Raw genomic sequence first — 25287 nt, forward strand, 5'->3', positions numbered from 1 at the left:
ACTTCCCCTCCCCCCGTCCCGGCATCGACGTAGACCTTTTCGCCCGTGCTGCGTATGGCGGTGCAGTGTGAGCACGTGCGGCGGCCACGACGACGCGCGGTGCAGGTGAATGGGACGTGGTTCGGTGTTCATGGCGACGTCCCTCCCCGGCGACCCGGTCACGATCCCTTCTGCGGCCACCCTCCTGAAGGACCTGTGTGACCGGCTGCGCGCCGGCCCGAGTGCCACGGCGGTTCTGGAGGACTGGTGCCGCGCCCGAGGGCTTGCCCAGTCCCCCGGCCTCGTCGCCCATGCGGTCCCGGCGCCGGACCGGCCGGCCAGCCCGGTGCAGCGGGAGCGCCTAGCCCTGCCGCGCACGGTGCCGGTGCGCTACCGCCGGGTCCGCCTGACCTGCGGCGCGCTCGTCCTGTCGGAGGCGGAGAACTGGTACGTCCCGTCGCGCCTCACGCCCGCGATGAACCGGTTGCTGGAGACCAGCACGGTGCCCTTCGGCCGCGTCGTGCACGACCTGTCGCCCACCCGCCGGACCCTGTCCCTGCGCCTCCTGCCCGCGGGGGACCGTCCGGACACCGCCGGGCCTGCCGACCCGCTCTTCGCGATCGAGGCGCTCCTGCTGCGGGCGGACGGCCTGCCGCTCTGCGAGGTCGGCGAGACCTACACCGGCGCCGTCCTGGCCCGCGCCTGAGGCGGCCCCGCCGTCACGGCCGACCGAAGGTCTGGCCAGCGGAATAGACGCACGCTATGCCCCCGCACGACGAACGCGCAGGGCGAGGATTTCCGACATGGCGATCACGGGACGGGTGTTGCGGAGCGCAGGCTGCGCAGGGGCGGTCGCGCTTCTGCTGAGCGGCGCGGTCTCGGCCCAGCAGGGACGGGACGCCACGGGGCTGTGGCTGACGGAGACCGGCGCCTCGAAGGTGCGGATCAGCCGCTGTGGCAACGGCTATTGCGGGACGTTGGCAAGCGTCGCGGGTCCTGGCCTCGACGCGAAGAACCCCGACCCGTCCCTGCGCACCCGCAGCCTCGTCGGCGTGCAGATCATGGACACCCGCACCGCCGGCGCGAACGGCTACGAGGGCACACTCTACAATCCCAACGACGGCAAGACCTACGCCGGCACCCTGACGCTGGAGGGGGCGGACATCGTCGAGGTCTCGGGCTGCGTGATGAGCGTGTTCTGCAAGAGCCAGACCTGGAAGCGCGTGAACTGAGCACGCGCCGCCCCCCGGACGAAGCGGAGGAGCGGGCGCGGGCGTGTCAGGCCGTGAGGGCGGCGCGGATGGCGTCGATGGCGGCCTGGGCCCCCGCGCCCTCGGGACCACCGGCCTGGGCCATGTCGCGGCGCCCGCCGCCGCCCTTGCCGCCGAGATGGCCCGCGCCGGCCCGGACCAGGGCCACGGCGTCGTAGCGCTCGGTGAGATCCGGGGTGACGCCGACCACGAGGCCGGCCTTGCCATCGGGGGCGACGCCCACGATGGCGACGATGCCGGAGCCCAAACGGGTCTTGCCCTCGTCGGCGAGGCTCTTGAGGTCGCGCATCTCCACGCCCTCGACCACCCGCGCCATGACCTTCACGCCGCCGATCTCGGCGATGCCATCGTCGCCGCCCGCGCCCGCGCCCCCCATGGCGATCTTCTTGCGCGCGTCGGTGAGGTCGCGCTCCAGGCGCCGGCGATCCTCGATCAGGGCCGCGAGGCGATCCGGCACGTCGGCCGTGGCGGCCTTCAGCAGCCCGGCGATCTGCGCCAGCGTCCGGCTCTCCGCGGCGCGGTGGCGCCGCGCGGCATCCGCGGTCAGGGCCTCGATGCGGCGGACACCGGCGCCGACGGCGCTCTCGCCCACCACCGAGACCTGACCGATCTCGCCGGTGCGCCCCGCATGGGTGCCGCCGCAGAGCTCCACCGAGAACGCCTTGCTGCGTCCGCCCTCGCCCGCGATCGGGGCGCCCATGGAGACCACGCGAACCTCGTCGCCGTACTTCTCGCCGAACAGCGCACGGGCGCCGGATTCGATGGCCTCGTCCACGGCCATCAGCTTGGTGACCACCGGCGTGTTCTGCAGGAGCACGGCGTTGGCGATGTCCTCGACGGCCCGGATCTCGGCCTCGTCCATGGGCTTCGGGTGGCTGAAGTCGAAGCGCAGGCGGTCGGGGGAGACCAGCGAGCCCTTCTGGGCGACGTGGTCGCCGAGCACCTGGCGCAGGGCCTCGTGCAGCAGATGCGTCGCCGAGTGGTTGGCGCGGATCGCGGCGCGGCGGCCGTGGTCGACGGCGAGTTCGACGGCCTGGTTGAGCGACAGCGTGCCCGCGTCCACCGTGACGTGGTGGACGAAGAGATCGCCGAGCTTCTTCTCGGTGGCGGTGACCCGCGCCTTCAGGCCGGCCGCCGACAGGGTGCCGGTGTCGCCGACCTGGCCGCCGGACTCGCCGTAGAACGGCGTCTGGTTCACGAGGACGAGGCCGGTCTCGCCCGCCGTCAGGCTCCCGGTCTCGGCGCCGTCGCGCAGCAGGGCGGTGACGATGCCCTCGGCGCTCTCGGTCTCGTAGCCGAGGAACTCGGTGGCGCCGACGCGCTCCTTCAGGCCGTACCAGACCGTCTCGGTGGCGGCCTCGCCCGAGCCCGTCCAGGCGGCACGCGCGGCCTTGCGCTGGCGCTCCATGGCCTGGCCGAAGGCGTCCGTGTCGACGCCGATGCCGCGCGCCTTCAGGGCGTCCTGCGTCAGGTCGAGGGGGAAGCCGTAGGTGTCGTAGAGGGTGAAGGCCGTCTCGCCCGAGAGGTTCTGGCCGGAGCGCAGGTCGCGGCTCTCGGCGTCGAGGATCGCGAGGCCGCGCTCCAGGGTGCGGCGGAAGCGGGTCTCCTCCAGCCGCAGGGTCTCGCCGATGAGGCCCTCCGCGCGGGTGAGTTCGGGATAGGCCTGGCCCATCTCGCGCAGCAGCGTCGGCACGAGGCGGTACATCATCGGCTCGCGCGAGCCGAGGAGTTCGGCATGCCGCATGGCGCGTCGCATGATCCGGCGCAGGACGTAGCCGCGGCCCTCGTTGCCGGGCAGCACCCCGTCGGCCACGAGGAAGGACGCGGCGCGCAGGTGGTCGGCGATGACCCGGTAGGAGGCCTGCGTGCCGGGCTCGGGCGGGCGACCGACCGCGTGGCTCACGGCGTCGATGAGGGCGCGGAAGAGGTCGGTCTCGTAGTTGCTCGTCACCCCCTGGAGGATCGCGGCCATGCGCTCGAGGCCCATGCCGGTGTCGATGGAGGGGCGCGGCAGGGCGAGGCGGTTGCCCGGCTCGACCTGCTCGTACTGCATGAACACGAGGTTCCAGAACTCGAGGAAGCGGTCGCCGTCCTCGTCGGGGGAGCCGGGCGGCCCCCCCTGGAGCGTCGGGCCCTGGTCGATGAAGATCTCGGAGCACGGGCCGCAGGGGCCGGTATCGCCCATCTGCCAGAAATTGTCGGAGGTGCCGATGCGGATGATGCGGTCGTCCGAGAACCCCGCGATCTTGCGCCAGAGACCGGCGGCCTCGTCGTCGTCGGCATAGACCGTCACCAGCAGCCGGTCCTTGGACAGGCCGAACTCCTTGGTGATCAGGTTCCAGGCCAGCTCGATCGCCCGCGGCTTGAAGTAGTCGCCGAAGGAGAAGTTGCCGAGCATCTCGAAGAAGGTGTGGTGCCGGGCGGTGTAGCCGACGTTGTCGAGGTCGTTGTGCTTGCCGCCGGCGCGGACGCATTTCTGCGCCGTGGTGGCGCGGTCGTAGGCGCGCTTCTCGACGCCGGTGAAGACGTTCTTGAACTGCACCATGCCGGCATTGGTAAACATCAGCGTCGGGTCGTTGCGCGGCACCAGCGACGAGGACGGCACCACTTCGTGGCCCTCTTTCGCGAAGTAGTCGAGGAAGGTCGACCGGATCTCGTTGACGCCGCTCATCGCATCACAACTCTGTCGTAGGGTGCCGCCGGCATACGGGCGCCCCGGAACGCTCCGGCGCGCCGCATGCTGCGCGCCGAACATCCCGTATCCAGGGGCTCCGCCGCGCAGGCGGACTCATAAGGAGCGTTCCGGCGCAAGTCACGACCGGGTTTCGCTTTTGCCCAGGGCCGAGCTAGGAACACCCCGCACCTCTTCTCAGGGACATCGCTCCATGCCGGTCGAAATACGCCTCCTCGCCTGGTCCTGCCTGCTCGGTCTGGTCCACATCGTCGCCGCCTCCGCGAGCGGCGTGCAGCAGCGGGGCGGCTTCGGCTGGGCGTCCGGCAACCGCGAGGGGCCGACGCCCGAAGTGACGGGCGCCGCGAGCCGGCTGGAGAAGGCGTCGAAGAACTTCCTCGAGACCTTCCCGATCTTCGCCGCCCTCGTCCTCGCCTGCGTGGCGACGGGCCGCCACAACACGGCGGTCGTCCTCGGCGCCTACCTCTACTTCTTCGCCCGGCTGGTCTACCTGCCCGTCTACGGCTTCGGCATCCCGAAGGTCCGCTCCCTGGTCTGGCTGGTCTCGATCGTCGGCATCCTGTTCGTGCTGTGGGGCCTGTTCATCAAGCTGCTGCCCTACACGCCCTGAGGCGTGGTCGCGCCGTCGCCCGCCTGCCCGCCCCTCGCCGGCCCGCCCCCCGCCTGCCCGCCCCTTGCCGGCGCGCCCGGCAGGCGCATATCGTCGGGGCTCAACCGCCCCGACCATGCGGGCGGACTTCGGGAGACATCCATGCGATCGGTCCTCACCGCAACGCTGCTGGCCGGTTGCGCCGCGCTGGCGTTCACCGCCGGCGCCCGCGCGCAGGGCGCCGCGCCCGCCGAGACCAAGGCGAAGGCCGACGCCCTCGAGAAGCTCACGGGGATGCAGGGCACCGGCACCGCGGAGGCGCCGGAGATCCCGCAGACCGGCCGACGCGCCGACGCCCTGCGCAGGACGCTCGCCAAGATCAAGCTCCCCGACGGCTTCAAGATCGACCTCTACGCCGTGGTGCCCGATGCCCGCTCGATCGCGGTCGGGCCCAATGCCGGCGTGCTGTTCGTCGGAACGCGCAAGAGCAAGGTCTACACGGTCACCGACCGGGACAAGGACCGCGTCGCCGACGAGGTCCGCGCCTTCGCCCCCGGCCTCGATTTCAAGATCCCCAACGGCGTCTGCTTCTCCAAGGACGGCGTCCTGACCATCGTCGAGCAGAACCGGGTCCTGTCCTTCCCGGCGGCGGAATTCTTCTACGAGAGCCCCGACGTCGCCGCCGGCGTGCTGGTGAAGCAGGGCGACCTGATTCCGGCCGCCGAGGAGAGCTACAACCACACCGCCCGGATGTGCCGGGTCGGGCCCGACGGCAAGACCTACATCTCCCTCGGCCAGCCCTACAACGTGCCCCCGGCCGCCAAGCGCGACCTCTATGCCAAGACCGGCATCGGCGGCATCATCCGCATGGACGCCGACGGCAAGAACCGCGAGGTCTACGCCACCGGCATCCGCAACTCGGTGGGCATGGACTTCAACCCCGCCGACAAGGCCCTGTGGTTCACCGACAACCAGGTCGACGGCATGGGCGACGACATCCCGCCCGGCGAGCTGAACCGCATCGCCAAGGCCGGCGAGAATTTCGGCTTCCCGTGGTTCGGCGGCGGACAGGTCCGCACCGTCGAGTACAAGGACGAGACGCCGCCGAAGGACGTGGTGTTCCCGCAGGCGGAACTGCCGCCCCACGCGGCCGATCTCGGCATGACCTTCTACAACGGCCGTCAGTTCCCGGATTCCTACAAGGGCGGCATCTTCACCGCCGAGCACGGCTCCTGGAATCGCACCCAGCCCCTCGGGGCGCGGATCATGTTCGTGCCCATCGACAAGGACGGCAAGGCCGGCGCGCCGAAGCCCTTCGCGGAGGGCTGGCTGACGCAGGACGGCGAGTATCTCGGTCGCCCGACCGACGTGGCGGTGCTCCTCGACGGCTCGCTCCTCGTGGCCGACGACACGGCGGGCGCGATCTACCGCATCTCCTACGAGGGCAAGTAGCGTGCGGTCCCTCTCCGGAACCGCGGGGCCCGTCCGGGCGGCTGTGCTGGGCGTCCTCCCGATCCTGCTCCTCGGTCACGGGGCGTGGGCGGGGGACGCGAAGGCCGGCCGCAAGGCGGCGGTGGCCTGCCAGACCTGCCACGGCCTCGACGGGGTCTCGAAGCTCCCCGAGGCTCCGAACCTGTCGGGTCAGGTCGAACCGTACCTCGTAAAGGCGCTCAAGGAATATCGGGACGGCACGCGGCGCAACGAGATCATGAACGTCGTGGCCAAGCCTCTCAGCGACATCGAGATCGCCGATCTGGCCGCCTACTACGCGGCGATCCAGGTCGACGTTCTCCCTCCGGGCTGACCGGCGGATTCAGGAACGAGAAAGGCCGCCGGGCATCGTGCCCGGCGGCCTTTTTTCTGGCTTTGAGAGCCGCGCCATCCCGTTCCGGGAGCGCGGAAGGCCCTCAGGCCTCCCCCTCGTCGAGCTCGTCCTCGGTCGGCTTGGCGTTCTCGAGGATCTTCTCGGCGACGAGCCCGGAATTCTGGCGGATCGAGGTCTCGATCTTGCCGGCGATCTCCGGGTTGTCGCGCAGGAAGCCCTTCGAGTTCTCGCGGCCCTGGCCGAGGCGCTGGCTGGCATAGGAGAACCAGGCGCCGGACTTCTCGACGATGCCGGCCTTGACGCCGAGGTCGATGAGCTCGCCGACCTTGGAGACGCCTTCGCCGAACATGATGTCGAACTCGACCTGCTTGAAGGGCGGCGCGACCTTGTTCTTCACGACCTTGACGCGGACCTGGTTGCCGATGGCCTCGTCACGATCCTTCAGGGTCGAGACGCGGCGGATGTCGAGGCGCACGGAGGCGTAGAACTTCAGGGCGTTGCCGCCCGTGGTGGTCTCGGGGCTGCCGTACATCACGCCGATCTTCATGCGGATCTGGTTGATGAAGATGACCATGCACTTCGAGCGCGAGATCGAGCCGGTGAGCTTGCGCAGGGCCTGGCTCATCAGGCGCGCCTGGAGGCCGGGCTGCGAATCGCCCATCTCGCCCTCGATCTCGGCCCGCGGCGTCAGGGCCGCCACCGAATCGACTACCAGCACGTCGATGGCGCCCGAGCGCACCAGGGTGTCGGTGATCTCCAGGGCCTGCTCGCCGGTGTCGGGCTGCGAGATCAGGAGGTCGTCGAGCTGCACGCCGAGCTTGCGGGCGTAGACCGGGTCGAGGGCGTGCTCGGCGTCCACGAAGGCGCAGACGCCGCCCTTCTTCTGGGCCTCCGCGATGGTGTGCAGGGCGAGCGTGGTCTTGCCCGAGGATTCCGGGCCGTAGATCTCGATGACGCGGCCGCGGGGCAGGCCACCCACGCCGAGGGCGATGTCGAGGCCCAACGAGCCGGTGGAGATCACCTCGACCTCCGCGACCTTGTCGTTCTTGCCCAGGCGCATGATCGAGCCCTTGCCGAAGGCCCGCTCGATCTGCGACAGCGCGGCGTCGATCGCCTTCGCCTTGTCCTTGTCCACCATCGGGGAATCCACAACTTTCAGCGCGGGCTGGGCCATTCGTCGGCATCCTTATGCATGGGGGAGGTGCAAGGCTCAATGCGCCCCGGTTGCCGATTGTGTACCTGTTTTGTTCTCATCGGGCAAGGTACCGGGGCGAAGATTTCCTGTCGCGGCGCGGGAATCGTCGCCCCCGGGATCCTTCGTCCCGATGCGCGCGCCTACGCCTCGTGACACGGTGTTTGGTACGCTAACAGGTTGCAAGATTGTATAATACAATCTATCGTCCACAAGTCGAACCTGAGACGGATTCGACGCGCTTGGTGCTTGCACCGCGCTGTTTACGAACTCCTCAGTCGCCATCGATGCACGCGACATGACGCACCCGCGGCGCTGAGGATCAAGTGGCGGACACGGCACCTTCTTTGGAGGTCCATGTACCGACATCGTCACGGATTGCTTGCCCTGATCAATCCTCTCAGGCGTAAGGTCATGATTTCCAGCGTTAATCCAAGCATTGGACAGATCTACAACCTCGCAGAGATGGCTCCGGCAATCACCAAGATGCCGGAAAGTCGACGCAAGGAACGCGAGGCGGAGTTGAACCCGCCACCACCCCCGGCTCCTGGGAACGTCGTGGCGGACAATGATCCGTCGAACCAATATGCGACTCTGGAAAAAAACGGCCGTGTCCTTGCGACTGTGTATAAAAGCGGTCTTATTTCAACTCCAAATGAGGTCCAGCTTCCAAGTGACCTTGCCAACGACGGACACGGAACGTCGTTGGCCGACGCTCGGCTGAAGCAGATGTTGGACATGTATGGCGGTGAAATCAAATACACGCAGGATACCATGATGCAGGCCGCCTCGAAGACGGCCTCCACGCTGTTCTCCGCTCACCTCGCCGGCCAGACATAAGACCATTGAAAAACCGCATCAGAGGCAATTCATCTGATCACCAATAACGCTTGAAAGGAAAGCAGCGGTCTGCTTTCGAAATATTGATCGCCTCTGTACTCTGCTTCGCGCCCGCATAGGATATTCGTGGCACGACGAGCACGGCGAGGGCCTGTCGGCACCTGAACGGATTGCTCGCGCTCGCGTTTTCCCCTCCCGGCGTCGGGCGGGTCGATGCCGAGTGGGGCGCGAGGGGCCGAACGGGAGCCCTTGGTCGAGGCCTGCCGGCCGAGCGCCAAGACACCACCGCAGGATCGACGCCGCACTCTCCCGGCGATCCTCTGGCTGCGGCCCCGAGCGCGTTCATGAAGCGCTGGGCCGCTCATGGGGCGGCTATGGCACCAGGACCTGCGTGATCGCCGATGGCCGAGGGCGCGCCATCGCCTTCCGGTCGGCCCCCGGTCAGGACCATGAACGACCCCACGCCGTTCCCTTGCTCGACCAGCCGCCGGGCGTGCCCCGGTGGGTGGTGGGCGACCTCGGCTTCACGAGCCACGCCGTCCGCGAGGACATCCGGGACATGGGCGTCCTCTGCCGCGCAGCCGCCCTCGACCGGCTCGGGCGACGACAAACCCTAGCGGGCGATGGTCTCCTTCACCGTCTCCACGAGCTGCTTCAGGCTGAAGGGCTTGGGCAGGAAGTTGAAATCCTCGCCGTCGGGGAGGTTCTTGCGGAAGGCATCCTCGGCGTAGCCCGACACGAAGATGACCTTGAGGTCGGGGGATTGCTTGCGCAGTTCGCGCAGCAGGGTCGGCCCGTCCATCTCGGGCATCACCACGTCGGAGACGACGAGATCGATGGTCTCGGTGGTCTCGGCGATGATCCGCAGGGCATCGAGGCCCGAGGCGGCCTCGAGCACGGTGTAGCCGCGGGCCGACAGGGCGCGGCTGTTCACGGCGCGCACGGGGTCCTCGTCCTCCACCAGCAGGATCACGCCCTGGCCGGTATGGTCCGGCGCCGGCTTGCGGGGCGCGGGCTTCTCGCCGTCCGGGCGTGGCCGGTCCGGCCCGCCCTTGAGCCGGGTGGCCGCGATCGCGGCGGTGCTCTGCCCCGTCGGGGGGGCCAGCGCGAGCTCCGGCTCGGGCGCGGGCTCGGCGGCGGGTTCGTGGCGCGGGAAGTAGATCCGGAAGGCGGTGCCCTCCCCCACCGTGGAGCGCACGTCGATGGTGCCGCCGCTCTGCTTGACGATGCCGAACACCGTCGAGAGGCCGAGGCCCGTGCCCTTGCCGATCTCCTTGGTGGTGAAGAACGGCTCGAAGATCTTTTCCATGACGTCGGGCGGAATACCCTGCCCGGTGTCCAGGACCTCGATCAGCACGTGGTCGCCCACCGGCATGCCGACGCGGGTCTCGCTCGGAACGGCCTCGTCGACGACGTTGGCGGTGCGGATCAGCAGGCGGCCGCCCTCCGGCATCGCGTCGCGCGCGTTCACCGCGAGGTTCACGATCACCTGCTCGAACTGGTTTACGTCGGCCTTGATCGGCCAGATGTCGCGCCCGTGCTTCAGGTCGAGGTCGACCCGCTCGCCGAGCAGGCGCTTGAGCAGGAGCGTGAGGTCCGAAAGGGCCTCGCCGACGTTCATCACCTCCGGGCGCAGGGTCTGGCGCCGCGAGAAGGCGAGCAGCTGGCGCACCAGGCTGGCGGCCCGATTCGCGTTCTGCTTGATCTGCATGATGTCCTGGAAGGCCGGGTCGGTCGGCCGATGGCTGGCCAGGAGCAGGTCCGAATAGCCGATGATCGCCTGGAGGACGTTGTTGAAGTCGTGGGCGATGCCGCCGGCGAGCTGGCCGACCGTGTCCATCTTCTGCGCCTGGGCCACCTGCTGCTCGAGCTGGCGTTGGGCGGTGGTGTCGAGGGCATAGAGGATGACCCGCTCGCGGTCGCTCTGCTCGGCCTCGTCCCGGCCGCCGGCCGGCTCGCCGCCCGCCGGGCTCAGCCAGACGCGGGCCGACCGGTTGCCGGGGCCCGAGAGCGCGATCTCGATGGGCTGCACCTCGACGAGACCGGCCGCGGCCTTGCCCAGGGCCGCCTCGAGGCCGGCGCGATCGCGCTCGGCGATGGCATCCCACATGGTGGGCTCGCCCTGGAGGTCGTTGCGCCCATCGGGCAGGGCCTGGCGCGGAAGCCCACCGAACAGCCGTGCGAAGGAGGCGTTGGCGCGGGCGATATGACCGCTCTGGTCGAGGGTCGCGATGGCAATGGGGCTGTTGTTCAGGAAGCGCGCGAGCCGCACCTCGGCGACCCGTTGCGGCTCGTCGCTCTCGGCACCCGCCGAGCGGTTGAGCACGAAGGTGCGCGACGGGCCGGGCCGTCCGTCCTGGCCGAAGGCGACCCGATGGTACAGGCGCGCGGGCAGCGGATGTCCGTTGCGGCGGCGCAGGTCGAGGTCGAACCGGTCGGTCCGGACCTCGCCCGGCAGGCCCTCCGAGGCGGTCAGGACGTCGGCGCCGGGGGCGATCTCGGGCAGGCGCAGGCCGCCGGAGCCGACCGTCGCGAGGTCGTAGCCGAGCCAGGCCGCGAGGGTCGCGTTCATGTAGACGATCGCGCCGGTCGGATCGATCGAGAGGAAGCCGGCGGGGGCGTGGTCGAGATAGTCGATCGCGTGCTGGAGTTCCTGGAAGACGTTCTCCTGGCGCTCGCGCTCGTGGGTGATGTCGCTCACCGTCCACAGGGTCGCCGGGCGACGGGGCCGCTCGATCGGGCGCACGCTGATGCGGAACCAGGCGAAGGCCCGCTCGGTCGCGCTGCCCGGAGGCGGGGCCATCCGGATCTCCTCGGCATGCCCGAGGCCGTCGCGGGAGGCCTGGGCGAGGCGGTAGACCGCCTCCGAGACCTCCGGCGAGCCGACGAACACCCGCTCCACCGGGCGCAGGCTGGCGAAGGTCTCGCCCCCGGCGATGCGCAGGTACGATTCGTTGGCGTAGATCAGGCGCCCGCCCTCCTCCACCACGATCGCGCCCTCGGGCGCGGCGTCGACGATCGCCTTGGTGATGTCGTCCCGGGTGGTCTGGCCGGCGAGCTGGATCGCCCCGATGGCGAGGGCGAAGAGGCAGAACACGCCCGCCATGGCGAGGAGCGCCAGCAGCCCGAGGATCAGCGGCTGGGCCTGCTCGCTCGCGACGAAGGACAGGCCCACGGCGGCACCGACGAGCAGGCCCGCCAGCACGAGGAGCAGCCCGACGCGCCCGGGCCGCTCGGAACGATCGATCGCGTTCGACGCGGGCTTCCCGTGTCCGCTGAACTCAACCATCCGCCGCCGACCCATCCCTGAAGCTCATCCGGTTAGCCCCTCGGTTTCGCACGCAGCAAGGGCAAACCGGCGTATGTCGCCGAGAAATCTCGCGAAAGAGGGTGCATAAAGCGTGGCGAGCGCAAGCGCCAATCCTCACGCGGCCCGCCGGCGCAGGCGCATGACGTAGCCGATGACTTCGGCCACCGCGCGGTAATGCTCCGCCGGGATCTCCGCGTCGATCTCCACGGTGGCGTGCAGCGCCCGGGCCAGGGGCGGGTTCTCGAGGATCGGGACGTCGTGGTCCTTGGCCACCGCGCGGATCTTGAGGGCCAGCGAGTCGACGCCCTTGGCCACGCAGACGGGGGCCGCCATGCCGGCCTCGTAGCGCAGGGCGACCGCGTAGTGGGTCGGGTTCGTGACGATGACGGTGGCGGTGGGGACGGCGGCCATCATGCGCTTCTTCACGCGCTGGGCCCGGATCTGCTTCATGCGGCCCTTCACCTCCGGGCTGCCCTCGCTCTCCTTGTGCTCCTGCTTCATCTCCTCCTTGGACATGCGCAGGCGCTGGCGCCAGCGGAAGCGCTGGTAGACGGCGTCGCCGAGCGCGATGGCGACGAACACCGCGAGCATGCCCGCCATCATCTTCAGGGCGAGGGTCAGGATCGCGGCCAGGACGGCGCTCGGGTCGAGGCGCGCGAACACCTCCATCCGGTCGCGCTCGCCCCACAGGATGGTGCCGGCCACGACCCCGACCATGCCGAGCTTGGCCAGCCCCTTCACGAACTGGAACAGGGCCTCCATCCCGAAGACGCGCTTGACGCCCGCCATCGGCGAGACCCGGTCCCATTTCGGGCCGACCGCCTCCGTGCTGAAGACGAACGGATGCTGGACGAGACCGGCGGCCAAGCCCGCGACCAGGACGAGGCCTACTGGTATACAGAGGGCCTGCGCGCAGATGATCAGCGTGCGCAATCCCATCTCGGTATAGGCCGCCGAATCCGACGGCACCGCATGGGCGTTCATCAGGAAGCCCCGCAGGCTCGGCACCAAGTTCCTGGCGATCAGGCCAGACACCATGAGCAGCGCCATGGTGAAGGCGGCCAGGATGAAGAAGGTGTTGATCTCGGGGCTGTTGGGAACGTTGCCCTGCTCGATCGCCTTCTCGATCCGCCGCGGGGTCGGGTCTTCGGTCTTGTCTTCCGGATCGGAATCGTCCGCCACGGCTCAGACCTCCGCGCGGGGGCTCAGCGCCCGGCGAGCTCGGCCAGATAGCGCCCGATATCGTCGAGGAAGACGCTCATCATCACGCCGAGGCTGCCCAGCAGCAGCAGCATCCCGATGAGGACCGAGGCCGGAACGGCCACGAAGAACACCTGCATCTGCGGCATCAGGCGCGCCAGCACGCCGAGCCCCACGTTGAACAGGATGCCGAAGGCGATGAACGGGGCCGAGATCTGCACGCCGAGCGAGAAGCCCCGCGCGATGGCCTTCAACGCGAGGCTCGCCGCCTCGCCCATGCCCGGGACGCCATCCGGCGGGAGCAGGACGTAGCTGCGCCCGATCGCCTCGAGGGCGACGTGGTGCAGGTCGGTCGCCACGATCAGGGTGATGCCGAGGAGCGCCAGGAAATTGCCGATCGCGGTCTGCTGCCCGCCCTGCGTCGGGTCCACCGTCATGGCGTAGGACAGCCCGAGTTGCTGCGAGACGATCATGCCGGCGGTCTGCAGGGCGGCGAGAACCATCCGCACCGTGAGGCCGAGCACCAGACCGACCAGCAACTCGCCGATGAGCAGCGCGATCAGACCCGGACCCGCGATGGCTCCGCCCTGCATCGGCAGGAGCGGCCGCACCGTCGGAAACAGGATCAGGGTGAGCAGCAGCGCGAAGGCGAGGCGCAGCCGCGGCGAGACCAGCTGCTCGCCAACGCCCGGCATCAGCATCACCAGGGTGCCGATCCGGGCGAAGGTGAGGAGGAAGGCCGCCGCGATGCCCGGCAGGAGGAGGTTCATGGCCCGTCATAGCAGGCTTCAGCCGCCGGACACGATGCGGGCCGCGATCCGGGTCATGTAGCTGCCGAGGGCTTCGCCCATGAAGGGCAGCATCAGCAGGAGCGTCGCGAACACGGCCACGATCTTGGGGACGTAGATCAGGGTCTGCTCCTGGATCTGCGTCAGGGCCTGGAACAGGGAGATCACGAGGCCCACCACGAGGGCGACCAGCATGACCGGTCCCGCCACCTTGAGGAACACGAAGATGCCGTCGCGTGCGACGTCGATGATGGCGAGACCGGTCATGGAGGGGATGTCATCTCGCGTCGGGGCGGAAGTCTTGGGAGAGCGAAGGCAAAGCGGTTGGCCGCAGTTTCGGGATCGATGGTCCGTGGACGCCTAGATCTGCATCCGCATGATTTCCTCGTAGGCGGAGATCACCCGGTCGCGGACGGCGACGAGGGTCTGGAGGGCGGTCTCGCTCTCGGCCACCGCCGTCACCACGTCGACGACGTTCGCCTTGCCGCCCGCCACGGCGAGCGCCTGGCTGTCGGCTTTGCGTCCCGCCTCGCCGACGCTGTCCAGGCTGGACGTCAGCAGCGATGTGAAGTTCGAGCCCGACGCGCCGGTGGCCGGCGCGATCTTCGGCGAACCCTTGGCGCCGATGTTCTGGATCGCCGCGTAGGCGCCGGCGGCGAAGGCGTTGCTGGTCATGGCGGCGGACTTTCAGGCAGCGGAAGCGGCGGTCAGGCCTTGAGGATCTCGAGGGTCTTGGCGACCATGCGGCGGGTTGCCGTGACCATGTTGAGGTTGGCCTCGTAGGAGCGCTGGGCCTCGCGCATGTCCATGTTCTCGATCAGGCCGTTGACGTTGGGCATCGCCACCTCGCCCCTGGCGTTGGCGCTCGGATTGCCCGGATCGTACTTGGTCCGGAACGGCGAGGTATCGCGGCGCACCCGCCCCGCCTCGATCAGCGACGCGCCGGTCTCGCGGTCGACCTGCTGGGTGAAGGTCGGGATCTTGCGGCGATAGGGCTGGCCGCCGACGGCGCTCGGCGCGGAATCCGCGTTGGCGATGTTCTCGGCGATGATTCGCATCCGGCTCGACTGGGCCTTCAGGCCCGAGGCGGCGGTGGTGAGGGATTTCAGGAAGTCCATGGCGCGCTCCGTCAGGCGTTGGATGGCCGCTCAGCGCTTGCCGATGGCGATTTTGATGGTGTCGAGGCTCTTCTGGTAGAGCGAGGCGGCCATCTGATAATCCGCCTGGTTGTCGCCGGCCTTCATCATCTCCTCTTCGAGATTGACGCCGTTGCCGTTGGGACGGATCTCGAAGTCCTTCACGCGGCGCGGGTCGGCTCCGGGACCGTCCGGGCCTCCACCCGGGGCGATGTGGGACACGTTGGTCACCGCGAGGCTGCTGCTCGTGGTGGCGCCCTGCGGCTGCGACAGGACGGGACCGGATCGTCCGAGGTCGGGGCTAGCGAGATCCCGCGGCTTGAAGCCGGGCAGGTCGGCATTCGCCACGTTCTCGGCCAGGAGCTTCTGGCGCGTCTGGTGCCACTGCATCCGCGTGCGCAGCATGCCGAGAATGGGCAGGTCGGTGACGGACATGGGCGAGACCCTCCCCCCTCACCCGGAAGAATCTGCCCGGTGGGACCGGCAAAATCTGCCGCCCCCATGGTTAACGCCCGGTTAAACCCCGGGCGTCTCCCTCGAAGTAGGAACAGACCTCAGGGCGTTCTCTGCGTAGGTGGTTTCGCCTGTGGGCATTCCGCGGGCGGCGGCCCACTGGGATTGAGGGGCGCACAAGCCGCTGGCGGACCGGCCGACCGGGCATCCTCGCTGGGATGGCGGAGGGCACCGCGGCTCCAGAGAACGCCGAGGGTGATGGCGGCCGCGAGGAAGAGGCCGGCGGCGAGGAAGGGGATCCAACGCGGAACGGTCATCGCCTCAACCCGTCTCGGAGGCGCCCTGCCGCTCGCGCCAGAGCACGTAGGGATGGTCCTCCACCGCCACGGGGAGGTGCTCCACGCGCATCGGTTGATCGCCCAGGGGCTGGCAGAGTTCGGCATAGATGCCGGCGCCGAGGAGTCCGTGGCGCTCGCCCTCCTCCGCGCTGTAGGCGAAGTAGGCCTGTTTGATGCCGGCCAAGCGCATGGCCGCATGGCACATCGGGCAGGGGCGACCGCTGGCATAGACGATGCAACCGTCGAGCTTCGGGCGCCCGAGCCGACGGCTCACCTCCCGGATCGCCACCATCTCGGCGTGGTCGGTGGGATCCTGGGTGATCGCGATGGTGTTGACGGCCCGCGACAGCACATCGCCATCGCGTACGATCACGGCGCCGTAGGGGCGCCCGCCCCGGAGAACGTTGTCGCGGGCCAACGTGACCGCGTCGCACAGATGCGCTTGATGCCGATCTTCCACGGATGCCACGTCGAACCACCTCCGGCTGTGTCGTCCATCCAACGCGCCAGGACCGCTGGCGGGTCCCGTTTCGAGACGAGCGGCAGACGACCGCTTGATGCGCCGCTAACCGCGGGCGGGGCACTGTCAGTCCAGGCCGCGTTGCGTATCGGCTTCGCCGTGGAGACACGGCACGCCCCGCCGCTCCGTGATCGGATCGGGCGGCGGGGCGTCCTTGGCGAACCGCAAGCCCTTCAAGACATTGCCGAATTTGTCTTGGCCAAAGGAGCTGTTAACGAAGTCTTAACGTTGTTGCCCGCGCTGGCGCCGGACATGATACTGGGTTTTCCAGTGTTGCGTCGGGCCACGAGCCCCAAAAGCGAGAGACCCCGGTCTTGTCATCGTTCTTCAGCTCGGATGGCTCGTTTCCCCTCCAGTTCGCCATCATCTTCGTCGTCATCTTCCTCATCCTTGCGGCGGGCGTCTTCCTGATCCGGCGACTCGGCGGGAAGGGATCGCCCCTCTCCGGCAAGAATTCTCCCCGCGGCCGCCAGCCGCGACTCGGCATCGTCGACATCTACGAGCTCGACCGTCAGCGCCAGCTGATCCTGCTGCGGCGCGACAACGTCGAGCATCTGCTTCTCGTGGGCGGCCCCAACGACGTCGTGATCGAGCGCAACATCCTGCGCGGCATGAGCGCCCGGATGGCGTCCGATGAGACCGCCTTCGACGAGGCTCCCGAGCCGGTTTTGAAGACGATGCCGGAACCGCCGGTATCCGAGCAGGCTCCGGTCCCGAGCCTGGCGCCATCCGTTCCGCCCGTTGCTCCCTATCGTGAGCCGGTCTTCGAGATGGCGGTGCCGTCCCCCGGCGCGGATTACGAGGTGGCCCCACCCCTGGGCGATCGCCCGCGTGCGGCTGCCCTAGAGCCGATGCCGGGCGTCCCGGCCCCGGAGCCGGCCGCGCCGCGACAGCGCGACTCCCAGAATGCGCGCGTCATGCGCAGGACGCCGCCCTCCCTGGCGAACTTCGTTCCTGCCGCGATCGCGGACCGCGTCGGCCTGCCGGAGCGGGGATCCGAGCCCGAAACCGGTCGCGACACGCCCGCGGAGGCGGTCGCCGCACCGGCACCTCCCGTCTCGGCACCCACAGCCCGCGGCGTCGATGCCGCGATCCTCTCCGACATGGCACGCCAGCTGGAGGAGGCCCTGCGCAGACCCTCGGCGGCGGTCCGTCCCGCCATGCCCATGCAGAGCCCCGTGGCTGAGGCCGTCGCGCCTGCGATGCCCGAAGACAGGCCTGACGCCCCGGAAGCGCGCCCCGAACCCCAGCCGGAGGTGAACCGGGTCCCGGTCGCCGAGGCGCCCGGCATCGATCCCATCGCCGCCGCGATGGCGGCCACCGCTGAGACGTCGGCATCGGACGAGCGGATCGCCGTCGAACCGCGGTCTGCCGTCGACGACGCGCTCTTCGCCGATCGTATCGAGGAGCCAGAGCTCGAGGCCGTGCCGTTGGAGCCGCCCGCTCCGCTTCAGCCTGCTCCGATCGAGCCGGACCCCGTGATCCACGCGGCGGTCGCCGACGCGCCGGAGGTCGAAGATGCCGCTCCCCCGGCGGTGATCGAATCGCCACCCGCCGCAGCGCCGACCCCGCCGCCTCCCGCTCCTGCGCCCGCAAAGGCGCCAGCCAGCCCCAATCCGTTCTCCGTGGAAGAGATCGAGGCGGAGTTCGCGCGGCTGCTCGGCCGCCCTCTGGATCGCAAGCAGTAGACGGATCCGGGGGCGCCCCGCACCCGACCCGCACACCCCGCCGGGGCCGAGTTCGCATGGCCTCGCACGGGGATGCGGCCCGGGGCGCGAATGCTAAGAGGGGCGCGCGGCCGCGTCGCGTCGCATCGCCCGGAACCGGTATGACCGAACCCCGCTCCTTCCCCCTGAGACGCTTGCGCCTGCCGGTCCCGATCGGCCTGGGGCTGGCCTGTGCCACGACGGCGGTGCAGGCCCAGAGCCTTTCGGTCGATCTCGGCACCGGCGGGGTGACCGAACGGGCCCTCCAGCTCGTCGCGCTTCTCACCGTCCTCGCACTGGCGCCCTCGGTGCTGGTGATGGCCACGTCCTTCACCCGGATCGTGGTGGTGCTGTCGATTCTGCGCTCGGCGCTGGGGACGCAGAGCGCCCCGCCCAACGCGGTCGTCACCAGCCTCGCGCTGTTCCTGACCGCCTTCGTGATGGCACCGGTCGGGCGCGAGGCCTATCGCAATGGCATCGAGCCGCTGATCGCCGGGCAGATCACGCAGAGCGTCGCCTTCGAGCGCGCCTCCGCACCCTTCAAGACCTTCATGCTGAAGAACGTCCGCGAGAAGGATCTCAAGCTCTTCCTGGACATGGCGAAGGCGCCGGTTCCGGCCGGCCCCGAAGCCGTGGGCCTCGAAGTGGTGACGCCGGCCTTCATGATCTCCGAGTTGCGCCGTGCGTTCGAGATCGGCTTCCTGCTGTTCATCCCCTTCCTGATCATCGACCTCGTCGTCGCCTCGATCCTCATGGCCGTTGGCATGATGATGGTGCCACCGGCGACCGTGGCGTTGCCGTTCAAGCTGATCTTCTTCGTCCTCGTCGATGGCTGGACCCTGGTGGCGGGCTCGCTGGTGCAGAGCTACGGGACCTGAAGGGCCGCGTAAGCCGGTGGCCGCGCACGAAAAAGGGCGCCCGAGAGCGCCCTTCCCTATCGTCACATGCCGGTTCGCGCGATTAGCGCTCGAGGTAGCTCTTCAGGGTCGAGATGCGGTTGCCGACGAGGCGCACGGCGCGCTTCAGGCGATCTTCCGACACGCCGAGACGCGTGGCCATCGCGCTGCGCTGCTGGGTGTCGAAGATGTCGAGGTGGGTCTTTCCGGTCGTGGTGTCGAGCGGTTCCGTGAGCATGGGAAGGCCTCTGCTGTGCCGGGCTGGAACGTAAGCCGCACGGGTGATTGGGATTGGAGGCAGAACGTCGCCGCGGCGCGTTTGTTGCGCTGGGCCCGACAGAATTCGGCGAATCGCATCAGGCTTTTACGCCGCATGTCCGGCGTGACGTCGTCCCCGCTCAGCCGGGCGGGGTCGCACTCGCCTGGGCGTCGGCCCGCGCATCCGTCTCGCGCTTGCCCGGCGCCGGCACGGCGCTCTCGGGATAGCGCTTGCGGTATTCCGAGAGGAACGCCTGGAGCGTTTCGGCACTGGTGGCCTTCTGCGCGATTTCGCGGAAGCCCGCGGTGCGGACGGCGTTGGCTTGGGTGAGAAGGGCGAAGGTGCGGGCATCGACGCTCTCGGCCATCGGACCCGCAAATTTCGCCCGGAGGCGCTCGAGGCCAAGGGTCTCGCCAGCGAGCCCGTAGGCGATCGCCGCGCGCAGGATGTCCGTGCGGGCGTCGTCGTCAAGGGGTACGCGGCGGCGCCAGGCATCGCCGACCAGTGCCTCGTGCGCCTCCCCGGCGTCGCGCCAGCGCCGGCCGGTCCAGAGGATGTCCGCCCTGAGGCGCTCGGCATCCGGCCCCGTCTCGCCCTCGATGGTCTCGAGAGCGAGGTCGGTGCGGGACAGGTCGGACAGGGCACGCGCCCGCAGCAGCGCCCGCGCCCGGCGCAGATCCTCGGGGAGTTCGGGCAGGTAGGTGGCGTCCAGGGTCTGGAGGGCCTGGAGGGGCTTCTCGTCCATGAGCCGGATGGCAGCGAGTCGCGCCGCCGTGCCTGCACGGCTGGGCCCCGTCAGGCGATGGTCGACCTGATGCTGCAGCAGTTCGCCCGCAGAATCGAGGAGGTCCAACTCCACCAGACGATCCGACAGCCGCCGGACGATCTCGTCGCCGCGACGGCCCAGCGGCGCGAACTCCTTGAAGTCGAAATACAGTGCCAGGGCCTCGACTCCGGACAGCTTGGAGCTGCGCTCACCGAGGTAGAGATCCTCGAAGAGGGTCTGGGCCATGTCGTGCACGTCGCGCACCAGCGGTGAATCCGTGCCGGTGGAATCGGCGCGGCGGGCGGTCATCATCGCCTGACGCCAGCGTCCCGCCTCGACGTAGAGCTTGGCCAGGGCCGAGATGGTTCGCGGTTCGAGGTCGCCGCCGTGCCAGGACAGGGCCAACAGCTCCAGGCGCTCGATGGCATCCGCCACCGTGACCTTCCCCGCCGCGTGCCCCAGCACGGTGGCCCTCAGGCGGGCCGAGGCGGCGACCCCTGCCTCTCCGCTTTCGCTGAGGCGCTCGTAGGCATCGAGGGCGGCCACGGTCTGGCCGGTGACCTCGTCGATCCGGGCGCGCAGCAAGGCCAGTCGTTCCTGGGTCGGGCGGTCCGCTGCGCGGGTGGCCGCGACGATCTGGCGATTGGCTGCATCCCAGTCTCCCGTCTCGACCGCGGCCTCGGCGGCTGCGGTGCGCAGGAGGGCCTGGAGGTCTTCGGGGTAGCGGTCGAGCACGCTCGCGGTCGCGCGGAACGAGGCATCGGCCGCGCTCCAGCGGCCTTCGAGGGCTTCGAGGTAGCCCTGCCACAGCCGCGCCTCGGGATCGTTCCTGAGGATCTCGACGGCCAGACCCGTGCGCATGTCGGACATGCGCCCGATCAGGGCGTTTCCGATCACGGTCAGCATCGGAACATCGCGCTGGCCGGCCAGGACGGGATCGTCGCCGAAGGCGGTCTTGAGGACGCCGAGCGCTTCCAGGGAGAGGCGATTGGCGAGCATCGTGCGCGCCAGGACCATTCGGAGCGGTCCGCGCGCGGCACGCGGTGCCTCCGCGGCCGCTTGAAGCTGGTCGCGGATCAGCTCGCGGGTGTCGCCGCGCTGCGAGGCCTCCCAGGGACCCCGGTCCACGGCGAGGTCACTGAGGGTTATCAGGGGCGCCTCGGCGGGGCGCGCGACGCCGGAGACGGCCATGCCGCTTTCCCGGCTGATCGCGACCCCGTCGAGGTCCGGCCGCACGAGGAGGTCGTCCGCCTGCGCCAGGACTGCGACGCCCTGCCGGCTCGGCAGCAATTCGAAGTCGACGAAGATCTGCCGTTTCGGAATTCCGGCCGGCTTCGGGCCCCGGCCCGTCACGACGGCGATGCGCTCCCCGTCGAGGCTGAGCCAGGAGGCGACCCCGGGGTTCGGGAGGCGCACGCCGACACTGATCCGCCCGGCCGCATCGGTGACGCGAATCGCCGAGAGGGCGTCGCTCGCAGACAGGTTCTCGCTGGCCACCAACTCCCAGCCGGTCGGGGCCCCGGCGGGGCCGACCGGCACAAGGTCCAAGAGCCGGTCGCGCGGAACAGGAAAGCGCACGGTCACGATCCGACCGGTTCGCACTGGCGGACCGAGCGGCGCGAGCATGGGATCGCCCGCGGGGACGACGACCGGCTCTGCGGTCTCGAAGACCAGATTGGCGATGCCCGCGCGCTCGAACAAAGCGGCCGGCGGCATGGTCTTGAACGGGAACGCGAGGCCCGGTACGGCAGGGCGCTGAACCGTCGCGGCGACGGGAGCCGCCGGTGCAGTCAAGGACGTCTCCGTGGTCTGCCCCGGCGACCGCTGCGGGGCCTTCTCGGGTTTGGGTTCTGCCGCCCTCACCTCCGTCGCTCTGGTCTCAACTCCCTTGATCTCGGTCGTCTTTGTCTCGGTCGTCTTGGTCTCGGTCGTTTTGGCCTCGCCGACGGGCCCAGCGCCCTCCCCGGCCTTCGCATCCTGCGCGCTGGGCTTGGCCTTCTCGGCAGGCTTTCGGACGAGATCGATCGTCGCGCCGTCCTCGTCGCTGAAGGTTCGGATCTCGTAGCCGTCCGCCGGGGTGACGAGAAGACGGGCGCCGGTCTCGTCGCTCTCGGCCGACAGGCTCTCGATGGACGGCTTCAGGCGCCCGCGGGTGGCGACCTCGTCGATGCGCCAGGCTCCCGGAATTGCGAGGCGCATGGCCGGGCCGACGGCCTCGAAGCGCGGTGCGGCGGACGCCGGTGCACGCAGGCTCAGGCGGGTGAGCGTCGGAAGATGCGCCAGTTCGAGGCGCAGGGTCTTCGGCTCGGCGGGGGGGCGCGCCGCCCGCAGGGCCGCCTCAGCGGCCTGGGTCCGCCGGAACAGCTCGGCCACCACCTCCGGCGGCAGGGCCGGCGGCAGACCGCTCCAGTCCTGCGGCAGGAGATCGACGAACACCTTCTCCCCCGCCTCCTGGACGTTGACGCGGTAGGGGCGTTGCAGGGCAAGGCGTAGGCCCAGTCCGTCGGGATCGCGCCGCACGCCTGTGACGTAGTCCGGCATCTCGGCGGCGATCCGCTCGGGGCCGGCGCTCGCCTTCTCCGAGAAGCCGAGGACGAGCACGGACCCGGACATCCGCGCCTTGACCGAAACCGGGCCGTCGAAGGTCAGGACGAGGCGACCGTAGCGCTCGCTCTGCGCGCCCTTGATCGCCGTGAGTCGTGCGGCGGTCGCGTCCGTCCCCCCGCAGAGAGCCGCGGCCACGATCGAGATCGCGGCGAAGCCAGCCCGAAGCCGACGCCGTCGTGTCGCGATACCGGCATCGAGAGCCATCGCTGGATACGCCAAACCCATGGGGTGGAGCGACTCGCAGCCGAGCCGATCCGCCTTACGCCGCACTGTCCGGCCACTCTCGCGTGTCGAGGCTAACGGGCGCTTAAGACGCGGTGTCGCTTTCTCCGGACCGCTAACGTTTGGCGATCAGACCCGGGATCGTCCGGCCGGTCTCGCCGAAATTCTCGGCGGCGCGCGCGCAATTGGCGGAAATGTCCTTGGTGTAGATCTCCGTATAGGCCCGGCTGCGCAGGTTCAGGTCACCCTGGGCCAGATCGTCGGGCGCGACACCGAGGCCGGCGACGACGGAATTCAAGCGCTCGAAATTCGGTTTGAGGTCGCGGCAGTAGGTTTCCACGAAAGCGAGCAGGCCGGCGAGCTTGGCTGCGCTGTTCTTCTGGCGTTCGGCCTTTGCCTCGGCGGCCGTCGGCGGGGGGCCGGGCGGCTTCTCGGGCGGCCGTTCCTCCTGGGCCCATGCCGGCGCCGCCAGGGCTCCGGCCACCATCAGGGTCATCAGGCTTCGGGTCGGCAGGGCCGATCTCTTCATAGCTACGCTCCTCGGGTCCGGCCGCGCCACGGTCCCGCTCAGCTCGTCAGCGCGATGGCGCGCGCCAGCGCGTTGGCGAATCCTTCGAGCGGTACCGTGATGGTGACGGGTTCTTTGGCCTCCGGCTTCGTCGCGGAGACCAGCAGGTTCTTGGCGGTCTTCATCGTGTCGGTCGCCAGGGTGGGCAGGCTGATGGGCACGAGGCATCCCTCCTGGCTGCAGGACAGATAGGGCGCGCCCTTTCCGAGGACGGCCTCGTCGAGCTTGAACGAGATGCCGGGCTCGATGGCGAGGCCGAGCGGCATCAGGATGAAGCCCTGCGCGCGCCCATCGTTGGGCGTCCGGATCTCCAGGGCGAATTCGCGACGGCCCTTGGCCCCCTGGGCCTGCATCACCGCGCATTCCGCCTTCGCGTCGGCCTTCGCGCAGGTCACGGTCCAGTCGCCATAGACCTCGGTGAGGGAGCTCGCACCGGTCGGCCAGCCGGCCGTGGTGGTCGGAAGCGCGGAGGCGGCGGCCGGCATCGGCGCCGCGGGCTTCGCCGGAGCTGGCTTCGGCGGGGCGGCCTTGCGCGGTTTCGGCTTGGCCGGCGCCTCGGTGGCGGCCGGAGCTTCGGCGTCCTGTGCCGCGACGGGAGCCGCCACGGTCAGGGCGAAGCTCAGGACGGCGAGGACTCGGATCAGGCTGATGGACGGCACGTGCTTGGCTCCCCGAACCCGCGCGGTGGGGATTTCATCCGCTCGGGATGCCTGCCCCTAGTCGGGCGCGGACGAACGCGCAATGGAGGCGCGGACAACCCAGTGGATGACCGCCTGCAAACGTCAGGGTGGTCAGCGCCGGGGCGGAGGCGTCGGTGCGTCGATCGCCGGGAGTTCGTTCGGGCCGAGACCGGCCGCGACCGTGGCGGCCGGGCCGCCGGCCTGCCCGCGCGCCCGATTGGCCAGGGCCACGGTGAGCTTCTCCGCGGGCTCCGACTGCATCAGCGCCAGCACCTCGGCCATCTTGCGGGGATTCATCGCCAGAACGATCGGCACGAGGACGTCGAGGCTCAGCCGGTCGAACACCCGCGCGGCGTCCTTCGGCTTCATCGTCTCGTACATCGTGACGATATTCTTCAGCGCGGCCCGCTCGGCTTCGGCGCGCTGCGAGCCGCCTCCTTCGGCCTTGTCCTCACCCTGCTTGAGCGTGTCGACGCCCTCTTCCAGCTTGCGCTCGGCGGTGCCGAGCAGCTGCTCGCGCAGATCGAGGGCCTCGCTGCGCTGCTTGAGAGTATCGCGCCGCGCGGCCAGGCGCTCGAGGAGGGCGCGCTCGGATGCCGGCATCGGCTCCGGCGGCGGCGGTGGACGTGGTGCCGGCTTCTCGGGCTCCGGAGCCGGTTTCTCGGGTTCCTTCGGCGTCACCGAGCCGGTGGTCGACGGGTCTGCGGGCTCGTAATTCGTGCGGGCCTTGGCGAGGACGCGCGCGAACTCCGGCATCGCCGCGCCCGGTTGCGGCTTCGATTCCTCCACCGCGATGGCCGCGACCTTCAGCACCAGGAGCCCGGCCGCCGCCAGGGTCACGGCATCGATCAGGCGCAGCTTCAGTGGCCGCGTCTGACGGAACCGGACCGAGCTGCCGGTCCGTTTCCCGGGGGGCGGCTTCGTCACGCGGCCTTGCTCCGCAGGCGGCCGAGGGCGCGCTCGGACATGGCCAGGGCGGCGGCGGCGGCGACCCCGAGGCGCTCGCCGTTGGGGCTCGACGGTGCGGGCGGTGCGACGCGGACGGGCGGGACCACGCGCTCGAGGTCACGCGGCTCCGGTGCCGGGGCCGCCGTGCGCGCGAGCTCGCGGGTCGGGGCGGCCTGGGCCACGATGGAGGCGATGCGGGCGATCACCGTCTCACCCGCCTCCACGTGGGCGGCGAGGTCGGTGGCGTAGCGCTCGGCGGTGCCGAGGCGGTCGGCCAGGGTCCGGTCGCACTCGTCGAGGGTGGCGCGCAGGCCGACGATGGCCCGTTCGGCGGTGGAGCTCGCCATGACGAGGTCGCCGATGGTCTGGCGCAGGGCCGCCTCGTCGGCCTTGAGCTTGGTGATGCGGCCGCTCAGGCGCATCGAGGAGACGATGCTGGCGACCAGCAGGACGGCGACGAGGCCATCGGCCAGGAGGGTGACGAGGAGGCTCATGGCTGGTC

Annotated in this window: 25 protein-coding genes and 1 pseudogene; 9 read left to right on the top strand and 17 right to left on the bottom strand. The window is 69.8% G+C overall.

Going from position 1 to position 25287, the window contains the following annotated elements:
• Window positions 1-130: 130 nt before the first annotated feature.
• Together ASF18_RS22440 and ASF18_RS22445 are read left to right on the top strand one after the other, a co-directional pair.
• Window positions 131-685, top strand: coding sequence for a hypothetical protein (locus ASF18_RS22440; protein WP_056355606.1), 555 nt, complete (start codon window positions 131-133; stop codon window positions 683-685).
• 97 nt (window positions 686-782) lie between these two features.
• Entirely contained in the window at window positions 783-1211 is a 429-nt protein-coding gene (locus ASF18_RS22445) for a DUF2147 domain-containing protein (protein ID WP_056355536.1), read from the top strand.
• A 46-nt stretch (window positions 1212-1257) separates the two neighbouring features.
• Here the strand turns inward: ASF18_RS22445 and alaS are convergent, their stop codons facing one another.
• Window positions 1258-3921: an alanine--tRNA ligase gene (gene alaS, locus ASF18_RS22450; protein ID WP_056355540.1), complete on the bottom strand. Its 2664-nt coding sequence runs from the start codon at window positions 3919-3921 to the stop codon at window positions 1258-1260.
• A 214-nt stretch (window positions 3922-4135) separates the two neighbouring features.
• Between alaS and ASF18_RS22455 the strand changes: the two genes are divergently transcribed.
• The 3 genes from ASF18_RS22455 (at window position 4136) to ASF18_RS22465 (ending at window position 6335) form a co-directional block, all read left to right on the top strand.
• Window positions 4136-4552 (top strand): MAPEG family protein, encoded by a 417-nt coding sequence (locus ASF18_RS22455; protein WP_056215820.1) that lies wholly within the window; start codon window positions 4136-4138, stop codon window positions 4550-4552.
• Between the two features lie 141 nt (window positions 4553-4693).
• Complete coding sequence (locus tag ASF18_RS22460; protein WP_056274106.1) at window positions 4694-5983, top strand: PQQ-dependent sugar dehydrogenase; 1290 nt, start codon at window positions 4694-4696, stop codon at window positions 5981-5983.
• A 43-nt stretch (window positions 5984-6026) separates the two neighbouring features.
• A complete protein-coding gene (locus ASF18_RS22465) occupies window positions 6027-6335 on the top strand; it encodes a cytochrome c (protein ID WP_056274105.1) in 309 nt (102 codons plus the stop codon).
• A 103-nt stretch (window positions 6336-6438) separates the two neighbouring features.
• Here ASF18_RS22465 and recA read toward each other — a convergent pair whose 3' ends face one another.
• On the bottom strand, window positions 6439-7530 hold the full coding sequence (gene recA / locus ASF18_RS22470; protein ID WP_056215830.1) for a recombinase RecA: 1092 nt from the start codon (window positions 7528-7530) through the stop codon (window positions 6439-6441).
• Window positions 7531-7926: 396 nt separating this feature from the next.
• Between recA and ASF18_RS24055 the strand changes: the two genes are divergently transcribed.
• Both ASF18_RS24055 and ASF18_RS23385 read left to right on the top strand, forming a co-directional pair.
• Window positions 7927-8388: a hypothetical protein gene (locus ASF18_RS24055; protein ID WP_156650102.1), complete on the top strand. Its 462-nt coding sequence runs from the start codon at window positions 7927-7929 to the stop codon at window positions 8386-8388.
• Window positions 8389-8601: 213 nt separating this feature from the next.
• A pseudogene (locus ASF18_RS23385) lies at window positions 8602-8941 on the top strand (IS5/IS1182 family transposase); the annotation flags it as partial.
• Between the two features lie 60 nt (window positions 8942-9001).
• On the opposite strand, the gene ASF18_RS22475 reads toward ASF18_RS23385, so the two are convergent.
• From ASF18_RS22475 to ASF18_RS24985, 9 genes are all read right to left on the bottom strand, one after another.
• Complete coding sequence (locus tag ASF18_RS22475) at window positions 9002-11677, bottom strand: PAS domain-containing sensor histidine kinase (protein ID WP_056355543.1); 2676 nt, start codon at window positions 11675-11677, stop codon at window positions 9002-9004.
• Window positions 11678-11812: 135 nt separating this feature from the next.
• Window positions 11813-12880 (bottom strand): flagellar biosynthesis protein FlhB, encoded by a 1068-nt coding sequence (flhB, locus tag ASF18_RS22480; protein ID WP_056274088.1) that lies wholly within the window; start codon window positions 12878-12880, stop codon window positions 11813-11815.
• 23 nt (window positions 12881-12903) lie between these two features.
• Window positions 12904-13668, bottom strand: coding sequence for a flagellar biosynthetic protein FliR (gene fliR / locus ASF18_RS22485; protein WP_056355546.1), 765 nt, complete (start codon window positions 13666-13668; stop codon window positions 12904-12906).
• 18 nt (window positions 13669-13686) lie between these two features.
• Entirely contained in the window at window positions 13687-13953 is a 267-nt protein-coding gene (fliQ, locus tag ASF18_RS22490; RefSeq protein WP_056215843.1) for a flagellar biosynthesis protein FliQ, read from the bottom strand.
• 93 nt (window positions 13954-14046) lie between these two features.
• Window positions 14047-14361: a flagellar hook-basal body complex protein FliE gene (gene fliE / locus ASF18_RS22495; RefSeq protein WP_056215853.1), complete on the bottom strand. Its 315-nt coding sequence runs from the start codon at window positions 14359-14361 to the stop codon at window positions 14047-14049.
• Window positions 14362-14393: 32 nt separating this feature from the next.
• Window positions 14394-14804, bottom strand: a complete 411-nt coding sequence (flgC, locus tag ASF18_RS22500) for a flagellar basal body rod protein FlgC (RefSeq protein WP_056215858.1) — start codon at window positions 14802-14804, stop codon at window positions 14394-14396.
• 30 nt (window positions 14805-14834) lie between these two features.
• Window positions 14835-15257 carry a flagellar basal body rod protein FlgB gene (flgB, locus tag ASF18_RS22505; RefSeq protein WP_056274076.1) on the bottom strand — a complete coding sequence of 141 codons (423 nt, stop codon included), beginning with the start codon at window positions 15255-15257 and terminating at the stop codon, window positions 14835-14837.
• A gap of 339 nt (window positions 15258-15596) precedes the next feature.
• Window positions 15597-16073, bottom strand: coding sequence for a nucleoside deaminase (locus ASF18_RS22510; RefSeq protein WP_056355549.1), 477 nt, complete (start codon window positions 16071-16073; stop codon window positions 15597-15599).
• 377 nt (window positions 16074-16450) lie between these two features.
• Window positions 16451-16687, bottom strand: a complete 237-nt coding sequence (locus ASF18_RS24985) for a hypothetical protein (protein WP_244472815.1) — start codon at window positions 16685-16687, stop codon at window positions 16451-16453.
• 30 nt (window positions 16688-16717) lie between these two features.
• Here ASF18_RS24985 and ASF18_RS22515 point away from each other — a divergent pair, with 30 nt between their 5' ends.
• The gene (locus ASF18_RS22515; RefSeq protein ID WP_244472816.1) at window positions 16718-17821 is read left to right on the top strand and encodes a hypothetical protein; all 1104 of its coding nucleotides are present in this window, start codon (window positions 16718-16720) and stop codon (window positions 17819-17821) included.
• Between the two features lie 140 nt (window positions 17822-17961).
• On the top strand, window positions 17962-18717 hold the full coding sequence (gene fliP / locus ASF18_RS22520; protein ID WP_056215874.1) for a flagellar type III secretion system pore protein FliP: 756 nt from the start codon (window positions 17962-17964) through the stop codon (window positions 18715-18717).
• 82 nt (window positions 18718-18799) lie between these two features.
• Here fliP and ASF18_RS23390 read toward each other — a convergent pair whose 3' ends face one another.
• The 6 genes from ASF18_RS23390 to ASF18_RS22545 all read right to left on the bottom strand — a co-directional run bounded on the left by ASF18_RS23390 (window position 18800) and on the right by ASF18_RS22545 (window position 25279).
• Window positions 18800-18973 carry a DUF3606 domain-containing protein gene (locus ASF18_RS23390; RefSeq protein ID WP_082487900.1) on the bottom strand — a complete coding sequence of 58 codons (174 nt, stop codon included), beginning with the start codon at window positions 18971-18973 and terminating at the stop codon, window positions 18800-18802.
• A 160-nt stretch (window positions 18974-19133) separates the two neighbouring features.
• Entirely contained in the window at window positions 19134-22502 is a 3369-nt protein-coding gene (locus ASF18_RS22525; RefSeq protein ID WP_244472817.1) for a hypothetical protein, read from the bottom strand.
• Between the two features lie 202 nt (window positions 22503-22704).
• Window positions 22705-23118 carry a hypothetical protein gene (locus ASF18_RS22530; RefSeq protein ID WP_056355560.1) on the bottom strand — a complete coding sequence of 138 codons (414 nt, stop codon included), beginning with the start codon at window positions 23116-23118 and terminating at the stop codon, window positions 22705-22707.
• A 38-nt stretch (window positions 23119-23156) separates the two neighbouring features.
• Window positions 23157-23816: an invasion associated locus B family protein gene (locus tag ASF18_RS22535; RefSeq protein ID WP_056355563.1), complete on the bottom strand. Its 660-nt coding sequence runs from the start codon at window positions 23814-23816 to the stop codon at window positions 23157-23159.
• A 132-nt stretch (window positions 23817-23948) separates the two neighbouring features.
• Window positions 23949-24764, bottom strand: coding sequence for a hypothetical protein (locus ASF18_RS22540; RefSeq protein WP_056355566.1), 816 nt, complete (start codon window positions 24762-24764; stop codon window positions 23949-23951).
• Entirely contained in the window at window positions 24761-25279 is a 519-nt protein-coding gene (locus ASF18_RS22545; RefSeq protein ID WP_056355568.1) for a DUF6468 domain-containing protein, read from the bottom strand. Before ASF18_RS22545 ends, ASF18_RS22540 begins: the two co-directional genes overlap by 4 nt.
• Between the last annotated feature and the right edge of the window lie 8 nt (window positions 25280-25287).

The organism is Methylobacterium sp. Leaf89 (genome assembly GCF_001422215.1).
Lineage (GTDB): Bacteria > Pseudomonadota > Alphaproteobacteria > Rhizobiales > Beijerinckiaceae > Methylobacterium.